The sequence below is a fragment of the Arthrobacter horti genome, from assembly GCF_030731045.1.
Classification (GTDB): Bacteria; Actinomycetota; Actinomycetes; order Actinomycetales; family Micrococcaceae; genus Arthrobacter_E; species Arthrobacter_E nanjingensis.
This window is the reverse complement of the sequence record NZ_JAVALS010000002.1, coordinates 264,501-284,213: the sequence shown is the minus strand read 5'-3', so window position 1 is coordinate 284,213 and position 19,713 is coordinate 264,501. Positions and strand designations below refer to the sequence as shown.

At 65.4% G+C, this 19,713-nt stretch carries 14 protein-coding genes; 2 read left to right on the top strand and 12 right to left on the bottom strand.

The window, feature by feature from the left end:
* Positions 1 to 7: 7 nt before the first annotated feature.
* Genes pglZ through Q9R02_RS05150 form a run of 5 tightly spaced genes read right to left on the bottom strand, consistent with a single transcriptional unit; the run spans position 8 to position 10,651 of the window.
* Entirely contained in the window at positions 8 to 2,500 is a 2,493-nt protein-coding gene (gene pglZ / locus Q9R02_RS05170; protein WP_305995586.1) for a BREX-1 system phosphatase PglZ type A, read from the bottom strand.
* Positions 2,493 to 5,960 (bottom strand): BREX-1 system adenine-specific DNA-methyltransferase PglX, encoded by a 3,468-nt coding sequence (gene pglX, locus Q9R02_RS05165; protein ID WP_305995585.1) that lies wholly within the window; start codon positions 5,958 to 5,960, stop codon positions 2,493 to 2,495. The genes pglZ and pglX overlap by 8 nt, the downstream gene beginning before the upstream one ends.
* Entirely contained in the window at positions 5,960 to 9,430 is a 3,471-nt protein-coding gene (gene brxC / locus Q9R02_RS05160; protein ID WP_305995584.1) for a BREX system P-loop protein BrxC, read from the bottom strand. Before brxC ends, pglX begins: the two co-directional genes overlap by 1 nt.
* A gap of 4 nt (positions 9,431 to 9,434) precedes the next feature.
* Positions 9,435 to 10,040 carry a DUF1788 domain-containing protein gene (locus tag Q9R02_RS05155; protein WP_342006879.1) on the bottom strand — a complete coding sequence of 202 codons (606 nt, stop codon included), beginning with the start codon at positions 10,038 to 10,040 and terminating at the stop codon, positions 9,435 to 9,437.
* Positions 10,041 to 10,045: 5 nt separating this feature from the next.
* Positions 10,046 to 10,651, bottom strand: coding sequence for a DUF1819 family protein (locus tag Q9R02_RS05150; protein WP_305995583.1), 606 nt, complete (start codon positions 10,649 to 10,651; stop codon positions 10,046 to 10,048).
* A 193-nt stretch (positions 10,652 to 10,844) separates the two neighbouring features.
* On the opposite strand from Q9R02_RS05150, the gene Q9R02_RS05145 reads away from it, so the two are divergent.
* Both Q9R02_RS05145 and Q9R02_RS05140 read left to right on the top strand, forming a co-directional pair.
* Entirely contained in the window at positions 10,845 to 11,120 is a 276-nt protein-coding gene (locus Q9R02_RS05145; RefSeq protein ID WP_305995582.1) for a helix-turn-helix transcriptional regulator, read from the top strand.
* Positions 11,121 to 11,282: 162 nt separating this feature from the next.
* Positions 11,283 to 12,209, top strand: coding sequence for a hypothetical protein (locus Q9R02_RS05140; protein WP_305995581.1), 927 nt, complete (start codon positions 11,283 to 11,285; stop codon positions 12,207 to 12,209).
* Between the two features lie 251 nt (positions 12,210 to 12,460).
* Here the strand turns inward: Q9R02_RS05140 and Q9R02_RS05135 are convergent, their stop codons facing one another.
* Genes Q9R02_RS05135 through Q9R02_RS05105 form a run of 7 tightly spaced genes read right to left on the bottom strand, consistent with a single transcriptional unit; the run spans position 12,461 to position 19,511 of the window.
* The gene (locus tag Q9R02_RS05135; RefSeq protein ID WP_305995580.1) at positions 12,461 to 13,930 is read right to left on the bottom strand and encodes an aldehyde dehydrogenase (NADP(+)); all 1,470 of its coding nucleotides are present in this window, start codon (positions 13,928 to 13,930) and stop codon (positions 12,461 to 12,463) included.
* A gap of 27 nt (positions 13,931 to 13,957) precedes the next feature.
* Positions 13,958 to 15,400, bottom strand: coding sequence for an FAD/NAD(P)-dependent oxidoreductase (locus Q9R02_RS05130; RefSeq protein WP_305995579.1), 1,443 nt, complete (start codon positions 15,398 to 15,400; stop codon positions 13,958 to 13,960).
* Positions 15,397 to 15,684, bottom strand: a complete 288-nt coding sequence (locus Q9R02_RS05125; protein WP_305995578.1) for a (2Fe-2S)-binding protein — start codon at positions 15,682 to 15,684, stop codon at positions 15,397 to 15,399. The genes Q9R02_RS05130 and Q9R02_RS05125 overlap by 4 nt, the downstream gene beginning before the upstream one ends.
* Complete coding sequence (locus Q9R02_RS05120; RefSeq protein WP_305995577.1) at positions 15,681 to 16,853, bottom strand: NAD(P)/FAD-dependent oxidoreductase; 1,173 nt, start codon at positions 16,851 to 16,853, stop codon at positions 15,681 to 15,683. Before Q9R02_RS05120 ends, Q9R02_RS05125 begins: the two co-directional genes overlap by 4 nt.
* An 8-nt stretch (positions 16,854 to 16,861) precedes the next feature.
* Complete coding sequence (locus tag Q9R02_RS05115) at positions 16,862 to 17,548, bottom strand: GntR family transcriptional regulator (protein WP_305995576.1); 687 nt, start codon at positions 17,546 to 17,548, stop codon at positions 16,862 to 16,864.
* A 20-nt stretch (positions 17,549 to 17,568) separates the two neighbouring features.
* Positions 17,569 to 18,513 (bottom strand): ornithine cyclodeaminase family protein, encoded by a 945-nt coding sequence (locus Q9R02_RS05110; RefSeq protein WP_305995575.1) that lies wholly within the window; start codon positions 18,511 to 18,513, stop codon positions 17,569 to 17,571.
* Positions 18,510 to 19,511: a proline racemase family protein gene (locus tag Q9R02_RS05105; RefSeq protein ID WP_305995574.1), complete on the bottom strand. Its 1,002-nt coding sequence runs from the start codon at positions 19,509 to 19,511 to the stop codon at positions 18,510 to 18,512. The genes Q9R02_RS05110 and Q9R02_RS05105 overlap by 4 nt, the downstream gene beginning before the upstream one ends.
* Positions 19,512 to 19,713: the final 202 nt, after the last annotated feature.

The following is a 19,713-nucleotide window of genomic DNA, read 5'->3' as shown; positions in this document are numbered from 1 at the left end:
GCCTCTCCTAGAAGTCGAAATCCGTCGTGAACGAGCGCTTGATGGTGTAGGTGCCCTTCGAGAACGACTTCCACTGTGTGGTGTTCGGGATGGGTTCTTCGAGCCTGAGTTCGACCGGACGATTGTTGAAGTCGTCGGCATCCTGCGAGAGATAGAGGGTCGCCGACTGGTAGCGCTGGCGCTGGTCCTCAGATGGGCTGTCGAAGGTGAGGATCGGCTGATCGGAGATCAGCGAGTCACCCACGTACAGGCCGAGGCGGACCCGGCGCGCTTGGATCTTGTCCGTTACCGCCTCGCGCTGGAGCAGCTTGACGGCGAGTTGGCCGGTGGTGATCTTGTCCGTCTCCGGCATCAGGTCGACATTGACCGGGCGAGTGTCGCTCTTGCGCTTCTTGTTGACCGTCACCACGGGGACCACGATCTCCTGGAGGGAAGCTCCGCCGTGGACGTAGCGTGTCCCGGCACCGGATTGCGGGATGCGATGGATCGACTTCGGGATCTGAATGTCGATGTCACCGATCAGACCCGCCTGAGCCGACGTGAAAGTCATGAACGACGGAGACAGCTTCAGCCCCCTGCCCAGCACGAAACGGCGGTTCGTCTTGGTAACGGCGTCGCCCTGCGGCGATTCCGAGACATAGTAGGACGTCTCCAGTGGAATGTCCTGATAGAGGAAGCCGTGATCGGCAGTGATCACGATGTTCGTCGCGTTGGCGTTCGTCCACTTCTTGACGAGCAGGAGCAACTCGCGGAGGGTCTCTTCTGCCGCCTCAAACACAGTTCGCTCCGTTGCTGCCTTGTCGCCGGCAGCGTCGATGCGGTCGTGGTAGACGTAGAAGATCTGGTGCTGCTTGTAGAGCCCTCGCAACTCGTCGCCCGGCATGGCCAGAACGTCGGCGGCGGCGATCGCGTGGCCGTTGACCGCCTGCAGGATCTTGTCCCGGTTCGCCGTGCCGTTCGTCGGCTTCCCATCGGCGAACACCGGCAGCGCGTCCGGATCGAGCTCCAAGGTCGCCTGCGGAAGCAGCGACGCCATCCCAAGCTGGGTATAACTCGGCAGAGACCCGAGAACCGCCGACAACGAAGCCTCGAAACGGTCCTCACTGCGGATCATCGACGCCAGTTCGTCAGCGACCTCGTAGCGCATGCCGTCAGAGATGATGACGACGACCTTGGTGCGTCCATCCTTGACCACGGGAGCGACGTGCCGGTCGAAGAACCTGGCCTGCGGTGCGAGAATTGCAGACTTCCACTCGCCCGTGGGCTCAAGCGCCTGCTGCCAGCGACCGCCGAAGTCGTAGAGATACTTGTTGGCGTACTGCTTGTCGACCTCGGCCTTGAGCGCTTCGAGGGGTTTCTGAAAGTCGGCGGTCTGGTAGGCGTAGGTGAACCAACGGTACTGCTGGTCGATGCGGAACCAGTCAGACTGGTACTTCTCAAGTGCAAGATCAGCCGAGGCGATCGCGTTCGGCAGCTCTGCAATGGAAGCCAGCAAGTCCGAGGCGCTCTGGATGGCTTCGTAGAGCTTGGCGTACTTCGCCTGCCACAGGCTCTCCTGTCGCTGGCGCACGACCTCGGCGACCTCGCGCGGCGTCACCGACTGCGAAGCGACGGCGGCAGCGAGGTCGACGATCACCTTGCGGTCGATCTCCTCGAAGATCGTGACCTTGGCGAGGTCGCGATAGTCGCGATGTTCGATCTTGGACTTGACGTCCAGTGCCTCGGCTGCGCGCGAGGCGAGCTTCGTCATCATGGCCTGGCTGCGGACGTCGTAGCGCAGGCTGTTGAAGTCACTGCGGATGTTGCGGAACTCGTCCGGGGTGGCGGAGACGAAGTCCTCGATCGCCCGGCTGAACATCCACAGGACGAAGTCGTCCATCGTCGGGGTCTTGCTCGGGTACCTGTAGATGCTCGCAAGCCCCTCCCAGAAGAACCCGTCGAGTCCGAACGCGGCCAGGTCGTCAAACTTGGCCGACTTGTCCGCAGCATTCTCGGCGAGCAGCTCCCGCGTGATGTCGGTCAGCTTGTTCCCGGAAGCCTTGACGAGGACCTGGCACATCTTGGCCCGGAGACGGATGGCGTCGTCGCCCTCGGTCAGGAGTTTTTCCAGCGCTTGCTTTCGGCTGTTCGCGGTGAAGAACTTCTGATGCTGCTCGATGACCGGCGCGAAGGCCGGGTCGTTAAGGCCGAGCTCCTGCTGGAGCATGGACGTCTTGTCCGCCGTGAAGACGCCATAGGCGAGTTCCAGGTCAAGCAGCCAGTTCCCGGTGCCGCGTGCGACTTCGCCCGAGCGGTAGACAAGGTGCTTGGTGACGTGGTCGGCGAGAAGGGTGCACTTCACGCCGAATTCGTTGTCCTGCACGCGGACGACAGTAACGCCGTCAAGATCGAGCGCGTCGAGCTCAGCGTCGTACTCGCCGGCGGTGTCATGCCAGAACACAACGCGCTTAGAAGCGAGCCGACTCAGTAGGGCGTCTCGGACGGAGTTCAGGTCAGTCACCGGAGGCCTCCAAGCCGGTGATCTTCTTCAGCGCCGTACTGAACTTCGGGTAATTCGCCTTGACCCCGTCGTCGAGGTCGATGACGACATTCTCAGACGCCTTCGGGTAGAGCGTGTCGTGCTCGTACTCGTTCAGCTCCACGAGGATTTTGCGGAAGCGATCAGCGTCCTTCGCGTTTCCAGCGCGCTCCGCCTGCTGGAGGGCCGCCTCCAGCTTGGTCACGTACTCCCGCAGATAAGTCAGGACCGTCGAGACGGTCGAGGGCGTGTAGCGGTGCATGTAGATCAGGGCATTGAACGATCCCTTGGGACTGGAGAAGAGCCAGTAGATAGGCCGCTTCTTGTACCGCTGGACGTGGTCTTCGTAGAACTTCGACCTCCCAGACCGGGTGATGAAGTAGTCCCGTAGGCTCTTCACGCCGAGCGATTCGGTGACGAACTTAAGGTTCTCCTCGAAGTGCTGATCGCCGAAGGCCGTCCGGAGGAACCGCCGGAAGAACCCCACAACGTCGTCCTCGAACCAGTCGCCGTCGACGATTGGGATGACGTTGTCCGAGTCCGGCGCGAACGTTGGGTTTGGCACCTTCGCGAGGTAGTCCTGCAACGTTGCACCCTGGTCCGCGAGAATTAGCCCGGGTTCATCGAGGCTGTAGCGACCGAACATGCAGCCGACCGCGTACGACGCGAGGTCACGACAAAGGTCACCGAACGCACTCGGCCAACCCTGCTGAACGAGGTCCGCTGCATAGAGCGTCACAGGCCGCTTGGTCGACGTGGCGATCACGCCACCTGCGAGGTCAGCGAAATATTGGTCGAGACCTTGCTCGAGTGCGGCCATGCGAGACGTCAGAGTTGCCTGTCTATGCATCACCTCATCGGCGAGCCCACTCAGCTGCGCCGTAGATGGTGAAGCACCGAGGCGGGGGGCGAAGTTAGGCACAATCTCGTCGGCTGACCAGTCTTCGCTCGAGATTGCGACACACTCGGCGATGTCCTCATCAACGTCGGGTCGATCGAGGAGACCTTCTGGCACAGGTATGCGTCCAACGGGACCCTGCGAGAAGTCCAGGGTCGGCGACAACGTGGCGATAATGTGATTCACCGGACTGGAGTTGAGATAGCCAAGCAATCGACGGCGGGCGTCGTCTCCGTCGACAAGCAGGAGAGAGCCCTTACTGTCGAAGATCGCCCCACCCGTTACCTCTCTCATTGCGAACTCGCCGGCAATAGTTGACCATGTCATGCCTGGACGGAAATAAGCCTCTGTGTTCCTCAATACCGATCGCTGGCGCCCATCAGCTGTGAAGAAGTTTCTGATGGCATAGCCATCGTTGGCCCAGAAGATGACGTGGAGGTCATTACCAGTCCACCGACGCGGTGGTCCTCCCTTCAGATAGGGCACCCAAGGCGACCCGACGGAAACGTCCGCACTGCTCGTGGCGGTTCGGGAGATGCGATTGTTCGAAACCTCCCACCAGAGCCGGAGAAAGCGATCGTTGTCACCTGTCGCCAGGCCCTGCCGTGGCAGTGCGTGTCGTGACAATGGGTCCGCCGAAGCAAGCAGATCGAGTACAGGTTGCCCCAGGCTGAAGGCAATCGGGGCGCCGCCAATCTGAAGGAAAGACTGCTGCCGAACGGTGAATGTCTGGTAGGTCGGATCGAGGAAGAGCTTCTCCAGGAGGTCGCGGGAGCGCACGTCCAGCGCCCTCTCGTAGAGCTTGCGGTAGACGGCCGTCTGCTCAGGATTCGGCGTCCCATGTATCGCGACGAATGCTGCTGACGCCCAGTCGGAACCGAACACGCCTCGCCCAAATTGCACCAGAGTGGCTGTGATGTTCTCTCGCAAGAACTCGTCACGCCAACCCGCGAATGATGACTGGAACATCCATCCGTGCGGTGAAATAATTCCCCAGGCCCCGCCCGGACGCACGAGCGATGAAGCGCGCTGCATAAACATTCCGTAGAAGTCAGCCTTGGTGCGCGGATACTTGGTCTCTGCGTACCGCGAAAGCAGACTCCCCATGTTGCTCTTGCCCATGTAAGGCGGGTTCGCTACGACCACCGCGTACCGCGGAGCAAGGAATGTAGCTTGTTCAATGGTTCGCTCTGCCCACTCGATCGCGTCGGCTCTGTAGACATCTCCCCCGTGGTCGATAGTCCCAAGGTGACGCGCAAGCCGGTCGATCAGATCCTTATCAGGTTGGATCAGCGAGCCTAACGTGTCCGCTTCGGTGAACTGGGTCCAGAACTCCTCTTCCGCGCAGCGGTCCCCACCCTTTGTCACGAGGTACTCAAGCTCCTCGGAGCTGAACGAGATCGGTTCGAGTACGCAGATGTTCGGCTCGACTGGATTTCTGAGGAAGAGCTTGCGCTTGGCGACTGCTTTCATCGTCAGGGCGAAGGCAGCGAGCGCACCGGCGCGCGGGTCGATCTCGGTGCCGTAGAGGTTGTGGGTGAGGATCAGGCCGGGGATCTCCGATGGCGCGTACCCCTCTTCTTCGTATATTGCGTAGAGGAGGTCGAAGGCGTACGTGAGCATGTGTCCCGAGCCACAGGCCGGGTCGATAACTGTGAGTTCCTCGGGCCCGCGGATCTTGAGGAAGTCGGTTTCTTCGTCCGCCGACGCGATGTAGTAATCCATCTGGCTCGCCAGGCTCGACGACGGACGGTTGAGCATCCAGAGTCGCCCGAGAGAGTTCTCCACGAGGTAGCGAACGATCCAGTGCGGGGTGAACAGCTGGGTAGCTGCGGGGATCTCGTCGGCACCGGCCTTCTTGTTCTTCTTGAACCCAGCGAAGACCTCGTTCTTCCGCTCCGAGATGTAGAACTGGTACAGCCAGCCGATGACTTCGACGTCCTGGCAGACGGCTTCGGTAAGCACCGCGACGGAGCGATTGAGCACAGAGTCGTCGGCCAGCAGATTGGCAGGGATGAGCAGCTCGGTGTAATCGCCCTCGCGCTCGAACATGAACGGCATGGCGGCATTCCAGAAACGGCAGTAGTCCGCCAGGAGCAACGCATACGCCTCGGCCTGGGCATCGACTCCGGGGCGCGGCTGACGGGTGCCGTTGAGCAACCCGATGATGGTCGCGGCGTCCTTCTCCTTGACCACCTGCTGATCGATCTGCCCACGCTTGGCGGCCGCAAGCACCTCAGGCTGGCCGACTTGATCGGCCGCCGGCGACACCACACTGATCCCGGTGTAGCTGTTGGCGTCCATGAACCGCAGCGCGATGATGCGGTTGAACCACGTGTAGGCGACCTTATCCGCGACGTGCGCCTTCCCCTTGTCACCACCACCGGCACCTGCGATGGCGCGCTCCAGCGCTGACACGGCATTGGGCTGCTCCACGCGCTCGGGAGAGCCTTGAGCGAGGACGGCGGTGATCCGTGCAGACACTTCACGGATCAATTCAGTACGCGCCGAAGTGGCAAACGACTTGAGCGGTGCGGTTTCCATCAGAGCGTGATTCGCTTTCCGTCGTTGAGGGTGCCGACGAGTGCGGCGCGCAGCGCGTCCAGATAGTGATTCATATCGGTCTCGTCTTCGATGAATGCGGGTCCGCCAGGAACATCAATGGTGCTGAGCGAGACGGAAGGCTTCACCGGTTCCGAGGGGTTGGCCGACTCTGCGAGCTCATCGACAAGCTCCGGATAGATCGTGGAGACAAAGTGGGCGCCGGTCTGATCGATCACCGCGATGAGCCGCTCACCGTCAAGGCTCGCGTACACCATGTCCACCCTGCCGGTCACCGACTTCTGTGCCTCTGCCGTTGCTTTGATATAGATCGAGTCCTTCAGAAGGCTCGCCAGCTTGTTCTCAATCCCGCTTCGCACCGCGGAGCGGCTCTCGCTGACCTTGCTCTCGATCAGGCCGCGGAGCGTGTCCACCGCCACCTTGAGCTGGTTCATCTTGTTGCCGCGGAACGCGTTCGGGTCCGCAAGGAGCGCCTCCACTGTGCCGGTGCTTCCGGCCGGGAGATAGCTGAGGTTTCCGCTGTTGGCCTTCAGGAGGGCATCCGCCTCATCGAAGATCTTGGCCTGCTGGCCGTTGAGGAAGGACTTGATCGGATCGATCAGCTCCTCCTTGGCCTCGATCAGTTCATCGGCCCCGTCGAAGTCGCTGAGGTACCAGTCGATAGGCTTGCCGACGAGTTGATCCAGCTGGGTGACGACGCCTGAGAGCTGGCCGACGAACGGATATCGGCTGCTGCTGACGAGCGCGTTGAGCTCATCGCGCTTGGCGGCGAGCTTCTCCTTGCCGAATTGGGCCAGCTCGGTTGAGTCGCTCGGTACGGCACCGTCGTCGAAGAAGTCCGTACAAAACTTCTTGAATGCTGCAACCTTCGTGGCGTCGTATGCCTTCTGCGGCGCGACGACGGTGTACTGGTGCTTAGCCGTGTTGCGGATGAGGGCGGCCGCTTCGGTGCGCGCCACCTGGTTGGAACCGACGGTGAGGGCGATCTTGCCGTTGCCGACCAGCCAGCCCAGCACAACCTCAATGGAGCCAAGGCCCCAGCCGTAGGGTTTGGACTCGAAGCGGTCGACGATCTTCTCGATCGTCACGTGCTCGCCGAGCCCCGTCTGAGTGAGGATCCAGGACTCCATCTCCTGGCCGGGCGAGCTGAGAGCGCTCAGTTCGCCCGCGTTGAACAGGCCCTGGTCGTTCTGGACCGCAGCAGCGACCTGCTGCTCTGCGTAGGCTTTCCCGTCCAGCAAGCTGAGGCTCGTGTAAGTCCGGTTGACGAGTTCTTGGAACCCTTCGGAGACCCGGGTTACCGCGTCCTGGGAGCTGGACGTGATCTCTGCAGCATTGATGATCATTTGCGCCTTGCCGACAGCTTGACGGAGGCGCTCGATGAGCTCCTTTTCGCGCTCGGTGTTGAGCATCTGCTTCGACTGCAGAATTGTCTGCATCGAGGGCGTAACACCCGAGTTAGTGTGCTGCTTGGTGTACTTCTCGGTCTTGAGAAGCAGCCGCAGGTCCGCCAGCAGCCGCTTGTCACGGCCGAGAAAGACGCGCAGTTCGTCCTTGCCCATGCTCTGAGCGGCGATCTCAGTGTCGGTGTAGTTCGTCTCTGGCGTGATGAAGTGAATGGTCAGCTCGCGCTGGTTGCCGTGGACGATGTCGTCGAGCTTGTAGCCGAAGTGGAAGTCCTGACCGTTCTTCGCGTACTTGAGCTTGTTCGTCTTGAGGATGTCGGATGAGAGGTATTTGAACAGCTTGCTGGAGACTTCGGAAGAGTCGACGTCGACTGACTTGATCTCCTTCTCAACTTCCTGCTCCTCGTTGGTGAGGTACTCATAGATGTTGCCGTTGCGCTGCACGTACGACTGCGTTTCCAGCAGGTTGAGCGCCTCCTGCACCTGCTTGCCCAGCGCGTTGAGGTCGAGACCGAAGCGGTCGTAAACGAGCACAGTGAGGTTACGGGGCGTGGCCTTGAAGGTGTCGACGTATTTGACCAGGAACAGGGCCTTCAGCAGGCGGTTGGCAAGGATCGTGATGTCCGATCCCGGGTCAGGAAGGTGCTTCTCAGCCTGAAGGATGGCACTCTGGGCCGCGGACTTCAGCGCCGCGCTGATCCCGGCGAACATCTGGTCGAAGGTGGCGAGATAACCGACCTGCTCAGCGCCGATGCGCTTGGCGACCTCCTGAACCACGCCGAGCATCGACCGTTCCCCGACGGAGCTGTTCTTGCCCTCAAACATGTTGTGGGCGGAGAGGCCCTCGATCGCGGCCTGGAACATCGGGATCTGGTACGTCACGAACGGATACGTGCTGATGAAGCGGCCGCCGTCGACGTAGTTGCGGTAGGTCTTGGCACCGTCCACGAAGTCGAAAATGGTCTTGAAGTTCGCACTCTCCTGGGCGTGGATCGCCATCAGCTCGGCAGCCCCTGCATCGTTCTTTTCCAGGAGGCGCTTGCTGATGACCTCCTCAACATCCTGGCTTGTGAGCTTTACCTTCGCGCTGAACCGGGCCTGGATCTTGGAGAAGTCATTGCCTTGCTGCTTGGTCTGGTCCCCGATGACCTTGTCCATATCCTCCTGTGAGGTGACGAAGACCCACGACCGGCCCTTGCACTTCGTGTTGAGGGACTCGGCGATCGTCTGAAGGTTGAGCATCAGCTTGACGTCGTCGGCGATGAACTGACCGACCTCGTCGACGAAGAAGTTGAGGCGGAACCCCGGCTCCTGCTTGTCGATCCACGCCTTCACGGAAGTGGCGAAGTCCTCGATCGAGACCGCGTACGACTTCTGGTACTGAGCGATGATCCCGGGGTTCGATTCGCCGTTGACGTCGGCGAACGCCTTGTCGATGTTGTGGCTTTCAAGCGCGGTCTGTTCGCGTCCCTGCGCCCAGTTGATGCCTGCATGCTTCTCGAAAGCGATCTTGAAGGCCTCATACTGGCCACGTTCGTCGAGATGTTCCTCGAAGCGCGCCACGGCTCCGTCGTTGCCGAAGTAGCCGCGGCTCTCATCGAAGACCTTCACGAAGACCTTGAGGAGTGCGTCCGTCTGGTCCTTTGAGATCAGGGTCGCTTTCTGATCGATGTTGAAGAGCAGGCTCTTCGCCGGGATGGCGGCGGCCTTCTTGAGCGATGCGATGAGCATGGCGTCGTCGGTCTTGGCCAGGAAGCTTTCGCTCACGTCCGAGCGCGGAAAGGCCTGTCCGTCGACGTCGCCCAGCAAGTGAGCGAGCATCTTGAGGAGGTGCGATTTACCGGAGCCGAAGAAGCCAGAGATCCAGACGCCGTTGGCGTTGGTGTAGTTGGTGTACTCCTCCAGCAGCGGGGCGACACCCTTGGCAGCGTCGTTCGTGAAGACATACTCCTCGACCTCGATGCCAAGGTGATCGACATCGTCGGCCTTGACGACGCCCTCGATCGATCGGGTGACGTCTTTGAGAAAGATCTCGCTGAGTTTCATCGGGTCATGCCTCCTGGTCGAGGATTCGCTTCGCGCGGTAGAAGGAGTCGTCCTTGAGCAGCCCGAACAGGACAAGGGCGGATCCCTGCGTCGCCGAGACTTCATAACGTCCCGGGAAGAACATCAGCATCGGCTTGTCGGAGACGACGGTCTGAAGGTTGTTGAGGACGGTGTGCGAACGTACGAACGGGAACACCTCGCCGATGCCGGTGAGGAACAGGATCTGGAACGACTCCGCCTCGATCCGCGCCTTGATGGCCGGCGCGAGATGCGTTTGGGGGTCCAGCATGTTCTGGAGCAACTTGAGAAAGTCTGGTTTGTCCATCGCCGGCTCGGCCGCCAGTACGCGGTCCCAGACGTTGCGTTGCTTGAGGAGGTCGACGCACAGCTCGTAGAGATTGATCTCGAAGACCTTGATGCCCAGCTCGGTGTCGAGCTTGGTCTTGATGCGCTTCTTCGCCTGAGCGACATCGAGCGCCCACGCCGGGTCGTAGTCGTAGATGAAGTGGGCGACCTCGTTGCCCAAGCCCTCCATCTTCAGAAAGCGCTCACTGCTGAGCACCCTGAACAGGTGCTCTTCCTGCTGAGTCAGCGTCGTCTTCGGCTGCACAGTTCTCACGCCACTCTCGTTGGGAAGAATCGGATGTCACTCGGCGTGCGCTGATCCAGGCATGCTGCGACGCGGGAAGAGAGAAGTGCAGACTCGATGTGGCCCTGCTTGGTCAGCAGACCCGCCTCGACCAGCATCTTGAAGAGCACCTGACGGAGCTTCTGATACGACGAGGCGGTGACGCCGTCCAGTTCGTCGTGCCACATGGCCTTGGCACGATAGAACGAGTCGTAATCCTCGTAAGAGACCGTCCCAGCGAGGGTGAGGAACCGCTCTCGGAGCACCTCCTCGGCGAACTCGCCGATGAAGGTGTACTTCCGGCAGGCGGCCGTCCACATCAGGTGACCACGTTCGGTCGACGTGCCGCCGGCGACGATCTCAAGCTCGTCATCGGACAACAGCTGCAGGCGCGGCACGAGCTCGCCGAGCGTTCGGGTGTTGGACCTGGCGACACGAGTGCCAAAGAGGTTCTCTGTCTGGGCGAGTGCGCGCGTGACCTTCCAGTCACGCTCGCGCAAGTAAACCGGTGCCAGGACGGCCGCCTCGTTGGCGAGCAAGGTGCCGCTGGTGAACGACAATGCATAACGCGACGGTGGCGAGCTGCTCACCATCCCCGACCCTCATCTACATGCAGCCCCGGCGCGGCCGCTGTCCTCATGGACGCGAGCGAACCGCCGTCGGACATGTCTGACTCCCCAAAGTGACACAAACAAGAAAAGGAGCCGGATCACAGCGTGACCAAGCTCGCAGACAATGACGTATATATACGTCATTGCTCACTCATCTTTCCACTCAGATGGGTAGGTGTCCAGCCACGCGAAGATCTCCCCGGAAGCCGCCAAGGCTCTCGGGCGACGCTTGCAGGCGCTGCGAGCGGATTTCGGGTGGACTCAGGCAGAGGTGGCCGACTTCGCGGGCATGTCCCGCCAGCAGTACAGGACGCTGGAACTCGGGTATCGGGATAACGACGCAGCCCGCATCACGCCCAACCCGACGGTCGCGAGCCTCCTGGCACTGGCACGGGTCTTCAAAGTGGACGCCAAGGACCTCATCAGCGTCATGCAGTCCGAAGACTCTTGAATCCCGCCCCATTCCCCGAGCCTAAAAGCGCCCGCCGACAGTAATTGCCGCGAGGACGGGGGCCATGGGGACCTCTCCCCACCGACATATCTCCACTCACTTGATAATCTTTCCCTCGGCGGCAGCCACCGCCAGTCACCGCCACATCACCCAGGGGGAACCATGTCATCTCGCACACTCATCACCCGCGCCCTCACCGGCGCCGCCGCCACCGCGCTCCTCGCCGGCGCCGCGATCGCCCCGGCCCAGGCCGCACCGGCCTCGCCCACCGCCGTCGAGCCCGCCGTTCCGGCCAACTGCTCCGTCGTCGCGCAGGGCTACACCGCCCAGGGCATCCCGACCACCTACATGTACTCCAACAACGCAGCCACCGCCGAGTCCATCAAGGGCCTCAAGCTCCCCAGCCAGCCGCAGGCCTCCGCCTACATCGGCGCCGCCGGCGACCCGGCCTTCTGGACCAACAGCTTCTACTCCGTGGCACCCGGCGGATCGCTCGGCCTGATCAAGAACACTGCGAACAAGGGTTCCAACGGCAAGTGGAGCTACGCCGTCACGTCCACCCCGCTCGCCACCGGTTGGGGTTCCGTGCGCGGCCTGGTCTTCGCGTACCCGAACCTCTACGCCCTGACCGCCGACGGCCTCACCCGCTACGACGCCCAGAACTACTCCGCCGCTCCGAAGAACCCCGTCGCCGTCGCCGCGAGCGGCTGGGCCGGCGTCCGCAACCTCAGCTACAGCCGCCAGACCGTCATCGGCCAGACCAGCACCGGTACGCCCCGCTACGCCGACGTCCTCATGGCCACCGACGCCGCCGGCGCCCTGCTCGAATTCACCATCCCGCAGGACACCCCCACGGCCTGGACCAAGAACGTCCTCAAGCCCTCCGGCTTCGCCAACGTCACCACCCTCAAGGCCGGCTACTGCGACACCACCGATCCGGCCCGCCCGGTGCCGGTCCTGGCGATCGACTCCTCCGGCAACGCCCGCGTCTACTATGACCGTAACTCCACCGACGGCTCGGCCGCCGACTGGACCGGCGGCACCGTCGTGGTCGCCAAGGGCTGGACCGCCCGCGCATTCAGCAACTGACGCCCGCGCACCGCGCCTGAACAACGCACAGAACGACGGCGGTCGGCGCCTTCCCCACGGAAGGCGCCGACCGTCGTCGTCGTACAGTCAGCCCTGCTCGGCTCAGAGCTGCCCAGCGCCCCCGCAGACCCTGCAACCAACGCGAAACAGTGGGTTTCCGCTGAAACAGTGGGTTTAAACCACTGTCTCAGCGGAAACCCACTGTTTCAGCGGAGGGGCCCGGATTCAACGCGGGAGCACGGAGGCCCTGATCAGCCCCGCACGCCGTCCACCAACTGCGGCACGCCCAGCGGGTTCTCATCACGCAGCGCCTCGGGCAGCAGGTGCTGCGGGAAGCCCTGGTACGCCACGGGCCGCAGGAACCTCTCGATCGCCGCGGTCCCCACCGACGTGGAGCCGGGGGATGTCGTGGCCGGGTACGGCCCGCCGTGCTGCTGCGCATAGGTCACCGACACGCCCGTGGACCAGCCGTTCCACAGCACCCGGCCCGCCTTGCGTGCCAGCACCTCCACCAGCTCCGCCACCTGGCACGACTCGGTGCCCTGGATGGTCGCGGTCAGCTGACCCTCAAAGCTCTCCGCGAGGGCCACCAGCTGTGCCTCGTCGGTGTATGTCACCACGACGGCGGTGGGCCCGAAGCACTCGGCCTGCAACGCGTGCGGATCAGCCAGCATGTCCTCCGCCGTGGTCAGCAGCAGCGTGGGCGACGGCGGGTCGGACAGCGGGTCCGGGCCCTGTGCCAGGACGCTCAGCTTCGGGTGCTGTTCCAGCTCCTGGAGCACCTCCGTGTACCCGGACTGGATCCGGCTGTTCAGCAGCGGCGCCGCACCCGGCAGAACGGCTGCGCGGAGCTGCTCCACCAGACCGGACGCCGCCGGGACGAACAGCGTCCCGGGTTTGGTGCAGAACTGGCCGCTGCCCATGGTGAAGGATCCGATGAAGCCCTCCACGATGCCGGCACCGCGCTCGGCGGCCGCCGCCTCGGTCACGAACACCGGGTTGTTGCTGCCCAGCTCGCCATAGAACGGAATGGGCGTGGGGCGGGAGGAGGCGATGTCGAACAGCGCGCGGCCGCCCGGGATGGAGCCCGTGAAGGCACCGGCTGCGATGCGCGGGTCGCGCAGGGCCGTGGCGCCGGCCGCCGTCCCGAACAGCAGCCCGAACACCCCCTCCGGAGCACCGGCCGCGGCCAGGGAGGAAGCCACCACATTGGCCGTCAGCCGGGACAGTTCCGGGTGCCCGGAGTGGGCCTTGACCAGCACCGGGCAGCCGGCCGCGAGCGCGGACGCGGTGTCGCCGCCGGCCACGGAGAACGCGAACGGGAAGTTGCTCGCGGAGAACACCAGCACGGGGCCCAGTGCGGTGCGCACCCGGCGCAGATCGGGACGGGGCGCGCCCATCGGCCACTCGGCGTCTGCGTGGTCGATCCGCGCGTCCAGGAAGCTCCCGTCCCGCAGCTCCTGCGCGAACAGCCGCAGCTGGAACGTGGTGCGCTTCAGCTCACCGGTGAGCCGGCCCTCGGCCAGCCGGGTCTCCGCCTGCGCCACGGGGATCAGCTCCCCAGCCGCGGCGTCGAGCCCGTCGGCCACGGCCTCCAGCAGGGCGGCACGCTCGGCGGGACGCAGGGCGGCCAGGGGCGCGGCCGCGGACTGGACACCGGCCAGCAGCTGCTCCAGCTCGGTCTCGGTGGTGGGCTCGGTGGTCAGGATCGAGACACTCATGGGTAGTCCTTTCGGGACGGGGGGAAGTCAGTCGTTAAGGGAGGCGAGTTCGGAGATCGGCACCGGCACCGCCAGGGGCCGCTTGGCGGCCGAGGCCAGGGATGCGGCCGCGGCGGGTTCGCCGGGCCCGGCGCCCAGGCAGGAGCCGGCGAAACCGCACACCCTCCCCTGGCACCAGCCCATGCCGACCCGGGTGAAGGACTTGAGGCTGCGGGAATCCTCGGCGCCGAGCGTGGACCGAGCCTGGGTCACTTCGGACACCGGCACCTCCTCGCAGCGGCACACCAGGGTCTCCGGCGTGAGCCACTCCTGCCACGCGTGCGGCACGGGGTGCGCCTGGTGCATCGCCTGTGCGAAACGGCGGTGCCGGTCACGGCGCGCCGCCTCCTTCGCAGGCAGGACATCGGCGGGAAGCACGACGGCGGACGCGTCGGCTGCCGCTGTCCCCGCGGCTTTTCCTTCCAGCACCGCGAGCACGGCACCGCCGACACCGGTCACCTCACCGGCCAGGAACAGGCCCGGCACGGAGGACTCCTGCCGTTCGTCCACCACGGCCACCAGGGAGCCGTCGGCGTCCAGGCGGGTCTGAACCCCGAACGACAGCGGAAGCTCCATCTGCGGCGTGAAGCCCCAGCCGAAGCCGATCACGTCCACGTCCTCATAGCGGCCGCCGGTCCCGGGGATGGCCCGGCCGTCGGCGTCGGCCTTCGCCCAGCTCACGGTCTGCACACGATCGGTCCCGCTCACCGCGGTCACGATGCTGCGGGTCTTGTACGGGATCCGGTGCCGGGCGAAAATGCCCGCATACTCGGCACCTTCCAGCGCCTTGCCCGGCACGGAGGCCGCGGCCTTCCAGTGCGGGAACCACTTGGACAGAGAGGACGACTCGAGCACGGCGAGCACCTCTCCCCCGGCCTCGGCGATGTTCGCGGCCACGGGCAGCAGGAACGGTCCCGTCCCCGCCACCACGAACCGCTTGCCGGGCAGCGCTCCGTTGGCCTTGATGAACGCCTGGATGCCGCCGGCCGCCATGACACCGGGCAGGTCCCAGCCGGGCACCGGCAGCTGGCGGTCGTAGCCGCCCGGGCACAGCACCAGCCGCGCGGCGTGCACGGTGGGCGTGACGCCCTCGCCGCCCACCACGGTGCGCGTGGTGCGCAGTGTGAATCCGTCGACGTCGTTCTTCGAAGCCATCCAGACCTGCAGGCCGGGCAGGTGGTGCACCCGGCCCGCGGCGATCCCGGCGCGGAAGCGGCGGCGCAGGTCCAGGAACGTGTTCCAGTCGTGGTGACCGTGCCCGTCCGGGTCCGCGTCGCCCGTCTCCGGGCGGTGGCGCCAGAACTGGCCGCCGGTCTGGGTCCCGGCGTCGACGACGGCGACCACGGCACCGGCCTCCGCTGCCGCGACGGCCGCGGCCAGGCCGGCCGGCCCTGCGCCGACGACGGCCACGTCCACAGTGAGGTCACTCATCGGGTCTCCTCCGTCTCGTCTCCTGCGAGAGTTCCGCGCACGTCCATGCCCTCGCAAAGCTCCACCAGGCAGGCCCGCTGATTGGCCACGCCGTCCACCGTCACGAGGCAGTCGAAGCAGACGCCGATCCCGCAGAACAGGCCGCGCGGTCGGCCTTCCTTGCGCGTGCCGCGCCAGGCCGTCACGCCGTTGGTGACCAGGGCTGCGCCCACGGTCTGGCCGGGCTCGGCGGCGAGTTCGCGCCCGTCGAAGGTGAAACGGACGTCGCGGTCCACCGAGCTCATCGGGAGGCCTCCATCGGGGTCGGGTCGAGGGCGCCGAACCGCGCCGGGGCGAAGGGGGTCAGATCCACATCGGTGGCCTGGCCGGTGAGGGCCTGGGACAGGAGCTTGCCGGTGCCGACGGACAGGCCGATCCCGGCACCCTCGTGCCCGGCGGCGTGCCAAAGACCCGGCGCGCGGTCGTCGTGGCCGATCACCGGGAGGTGGTCCGGGCAGTACGGCCGGAAGCCGTGATAGTGCCGGATGGCCCGCACGGAGGACAGGAAGGGGAACAGGCCGGTGGCGTTCTGGGCCAGGCGACGCAGGGCCTCGGTGCTGACGGTCCTGTCGAAGCCGACACGTTCACGCGTGGAGCCGATCAGAATGGTCCCGCCGGGCGTCCCCTCCACCACCGGGGAGGCCTGCAGGCCGGCGTCGGAGCTGCCCACATTGTCGATGTACTCGGCCGCGTAGACCTTGTGATGCACCATGGGCGGGAGAGGTTCGGTGACCATCACGAAGCCGCGGCGCGGCATGACGGGGACGTTGACGCCCGCGAGCGCCCCGATCTCCCCCGCCCAGGTGCCCGTGCAGTTGACCACGTTCCCGGCGGCGAAATCGCCCCGCGAGGTGCGCACCCCGGTGACCCGGTCGCCGTCGCGCATCATGCCGGTGACCGTGACGCCCGCGTGGAACACGGCACCTGCCTCCGTGGCGAGCCGCACCAGCTGCGCGGCCACCAGCATGGGCTGGACCTGCGAATCCTCCGGGTAGTAGGCGCCGCCCAGGGCGGCCGGGTTGATGTGCGGTTCGGCCTTGCGCAGGGCGGCCGGGTCCAGCTCCTCGACGGCGACGCCGAAGCCGCGCTGCACGCTCATCACGCGGTTCAGGGATTCGAGGCTGCTGGGCTGGGAGGCGACGATGATGCCGCCCTTCGCCTCGAACTCCCAGAGATGCCGGTGTTCGGCGAGTTCGCCCTTCCAGACGGAGAGGGAATAGCGGGTCAGCTCCAGTTCCGGGCCGAGCTCCTTGTCAGAGACCAGGATGTTGCCCTCACAGGCCGAGGACGTCCCGCTCGCGGGGAGACCCTGGTCCACGAGGGTCACCGACAGGCCGGCCCGGGCGGCGAAGTACGCCGTGGCGGCGCCGATGACGCCCGCACCGATCACCAGGACGTCGCTGGCCCTGCTCATGTGCTCTCCTAGGGGGTGGATTCCTGATCGCCGGTGGCCCAGAGGCCGCGGGCGTGGCCCAGGTGACGCCGCATGAGCGCTTCCGCGCCCGCCGCGTCCCCGGCCTGGATGAGGTCCAGGAGCTCGTCGTGCTCCTTCGCCGAATGGGACAGTTTGTGGTTGTCGCTGAGGGTCTTCAGGCCGTACATGCGGGTCCGCATGCGCAGCCGGGTGGCCAAGTCCACCAGCTGCCCGTTGCCGTAGAAGCTCAGCAGCTCGCTGTGGAAGGTGCGGTCATTGACCAGGTACGCGGTCAGATCGCCTTCCTCGGCGGCGCTGACGATGTCCGCGGCCAGCTTCCGCAGGCGCGGGAACGCGCTCTCCGGGACCCTGCCCGGGAGCTTCCCGACGGCGGGGGCCTCGATCATGAGACGGATCTCCGTGATCTCGTCCAGCTCCTCCTCGCTCACCCCGAGCACCCGGAAACCCTTGTTCTTCACGGTCTCCACCAGGCCCTCCCGGGCCAGGTCCATCATGGCCTCGCGGACCGGGGTGGCGGACACCCCGAACACGGCGCCCAGCGCCGGGGCCGAGTACAGCGTCCCTTCCTCCAGACTGCCGGCGATGATGGCAGCGCGGAGGGACTCCGTCACGGTTTCCCGGAGGCTCTGCTGCGGGGCGATCGGGGCGAGGGGAAGATCAGACACGGGGTTCACGGCTGTCACTCCTGTGAGGGTCATGGGATGGTTCCCCCTTCATACACCATCGCGGCGGTGACCAGGTCCTCCCAGGCCATGCCGACGCCCGCGTACAGACACGGCTTCCCGGGGGTCCGTTCGATCCCGTCCACCACCAGGTCCCGCAGATTGGCCGGCCGGATCTCCTGCCACTCCGCAGCGCTGCGCGCAGGGATCAGATCGCCGGCCTCACGGAGCGCCGAGGCGCGGCCTTCCACCACCACATCGCTGCGGTGGACCAGCGCCGCGTCCACCTCGCGGGCGTCCAGCCCGTGCTGGCCGATGGCCGCCACCACCGCGCCGGGTGCGACGACGGCGCCGTCGAACAGCGGCGTCGTCGAGGTCGTCGCACAGATGATCACCTCCGCCGTGGCGACGTCGTCGGCCGTGCGCGCCTCGGCCGCGATCCCCTCGGCGGCCAGCGTCTCCAGGAGAGCGCGGACGCGCTCCTGGCTCCGGCCCACCACGCCCAGCCGGGCGCCCGGGATCAGGGCGTCCGCCGCGCGCAGCACGTTGAGCGCCTGCACGCCCGCACCGAACACCAGGACCTCCGGGTTCTCCGGCGCGCCGCCCGGGGCGGCGGACAGGATCCGGGTGACGGCCAGCAGCGTGACCGCCGGGGTCCGGATCGCCGTGAGTTCCGTACCGTCCATGAGGGCGACGGGCGCCAGCGTGTCCGAGCTGTAGAGCACGTACACGCCCTGGATCTTCTCCAGACCGCGCGCAGGATTGTTCGGCGCCACGGTCAGGGCCTTGACGCCGCTGTACCGGGCACCGGAGGCCGGCATGAGCAAGAACTCCCCGTCCGGTGCGGGGCTGAAGACCCGCGGGCCGTCCAGCTCCGGGTCCACCTCGGTCCGCAAGGCGGCGGCGAGGGCGTCCACCGTGGTGCGCCAGGGCGCCCGGGCACGGACCTGGGCGGCGTCGAAGTACGGCAGGGTCACAGGAGGAACCCCTCCTGGAACGGATCGCTCGGATCCAGGAAGTACTGGGCCGTTCCGGTGATCCAGGCCCGTCCGGTCACCGTGGGGACCACCGCGGGACGGCCGGCCACCTCGGTCTCCTCCACCAGGCGGCCGATGAACTGGGAGCCGATGTAGGACTCGTTGACGAAGTCCGTGTTCAGCGCGAGTTCGCCGCGGGCGTGCAGCTGTGCCATCCGGGCGCTCGTGCCGGTGCCGCAGGGCGAGCGGTCGAACCAGCCGGGGTGGATGGCCATGGCGTGGCGGGAGTGTTCGGCCGTGGAACCGGGCGCCTGCAGGTAGACGTGGTGGCAGGCGCGGATGTCCGGGCGTTCCGGGTGGACCGGCTCGTCCGTGGTGTTGATCGCGTCCATGATCGCCAGGCCGGCCTTCAGCAGATCGTCCTTGCGCTCCCGCTCGAACGGCAGGCCCAGATCCTCCAGCTTCACCACCGCGTAGAAGTTCCCGCCGAACGCCAGGTCATAGGGGACCGTGCCATGGCCGGGCACCTCCACGGAGGCGTCCAGCCGGTCCACGAAAGACGGCACATTGCGGATGGTCACCGACTCGGCGTGGCCGTCCGTGACCGCCACCTCCGCGATCACCAGCCCGGCCGGGGTGTCCAGCCGCACCGTGGTCACGGGCTCCACCACCTCCACCATGCCCGTCTCCACCAGCACCGTGGCGACGCCGATGGTGCCGTGGCCGCACATCGGCAGCAGCCCGGAGACCTCGATGTACAGGACGCCGTAGTCCGCGTCCGGCCGGGTGGACGGCTGCAGGATCGCACCGCTCATCGAGGCGTGGCCGCGGGGTTCGTACATCAGGAGCGTGCGGATCCAGTCGCTGTTCTCCATGAACCAGAGGCGCTTCTCCGCCATGGTGGCGCCGGGGATCGTCCCCACACCGCCCGTGATCACCCGTGTGGGCATGCCCTCGGTGTGCGAGTCCACGGCGTGGAAGACGCGCTTGGTCCTCATCGTTGCTCCTTGGTTGTGGGTGGGTTTCGTTGAGCTTCGGGCTTCGGGGCCGCGGATTCCGGTCCTTCGACGTCGCTTAGACACGCCCTGCGATGATTCTCGGTCGTGGGACGACCTTCGAATCCTCTCCGGGCGCGATGCGCGACTTTCCGAAGGACCGGGATCCGCTCGGTCGGCTGCCGACGCTCGCTTGGGTGCCACA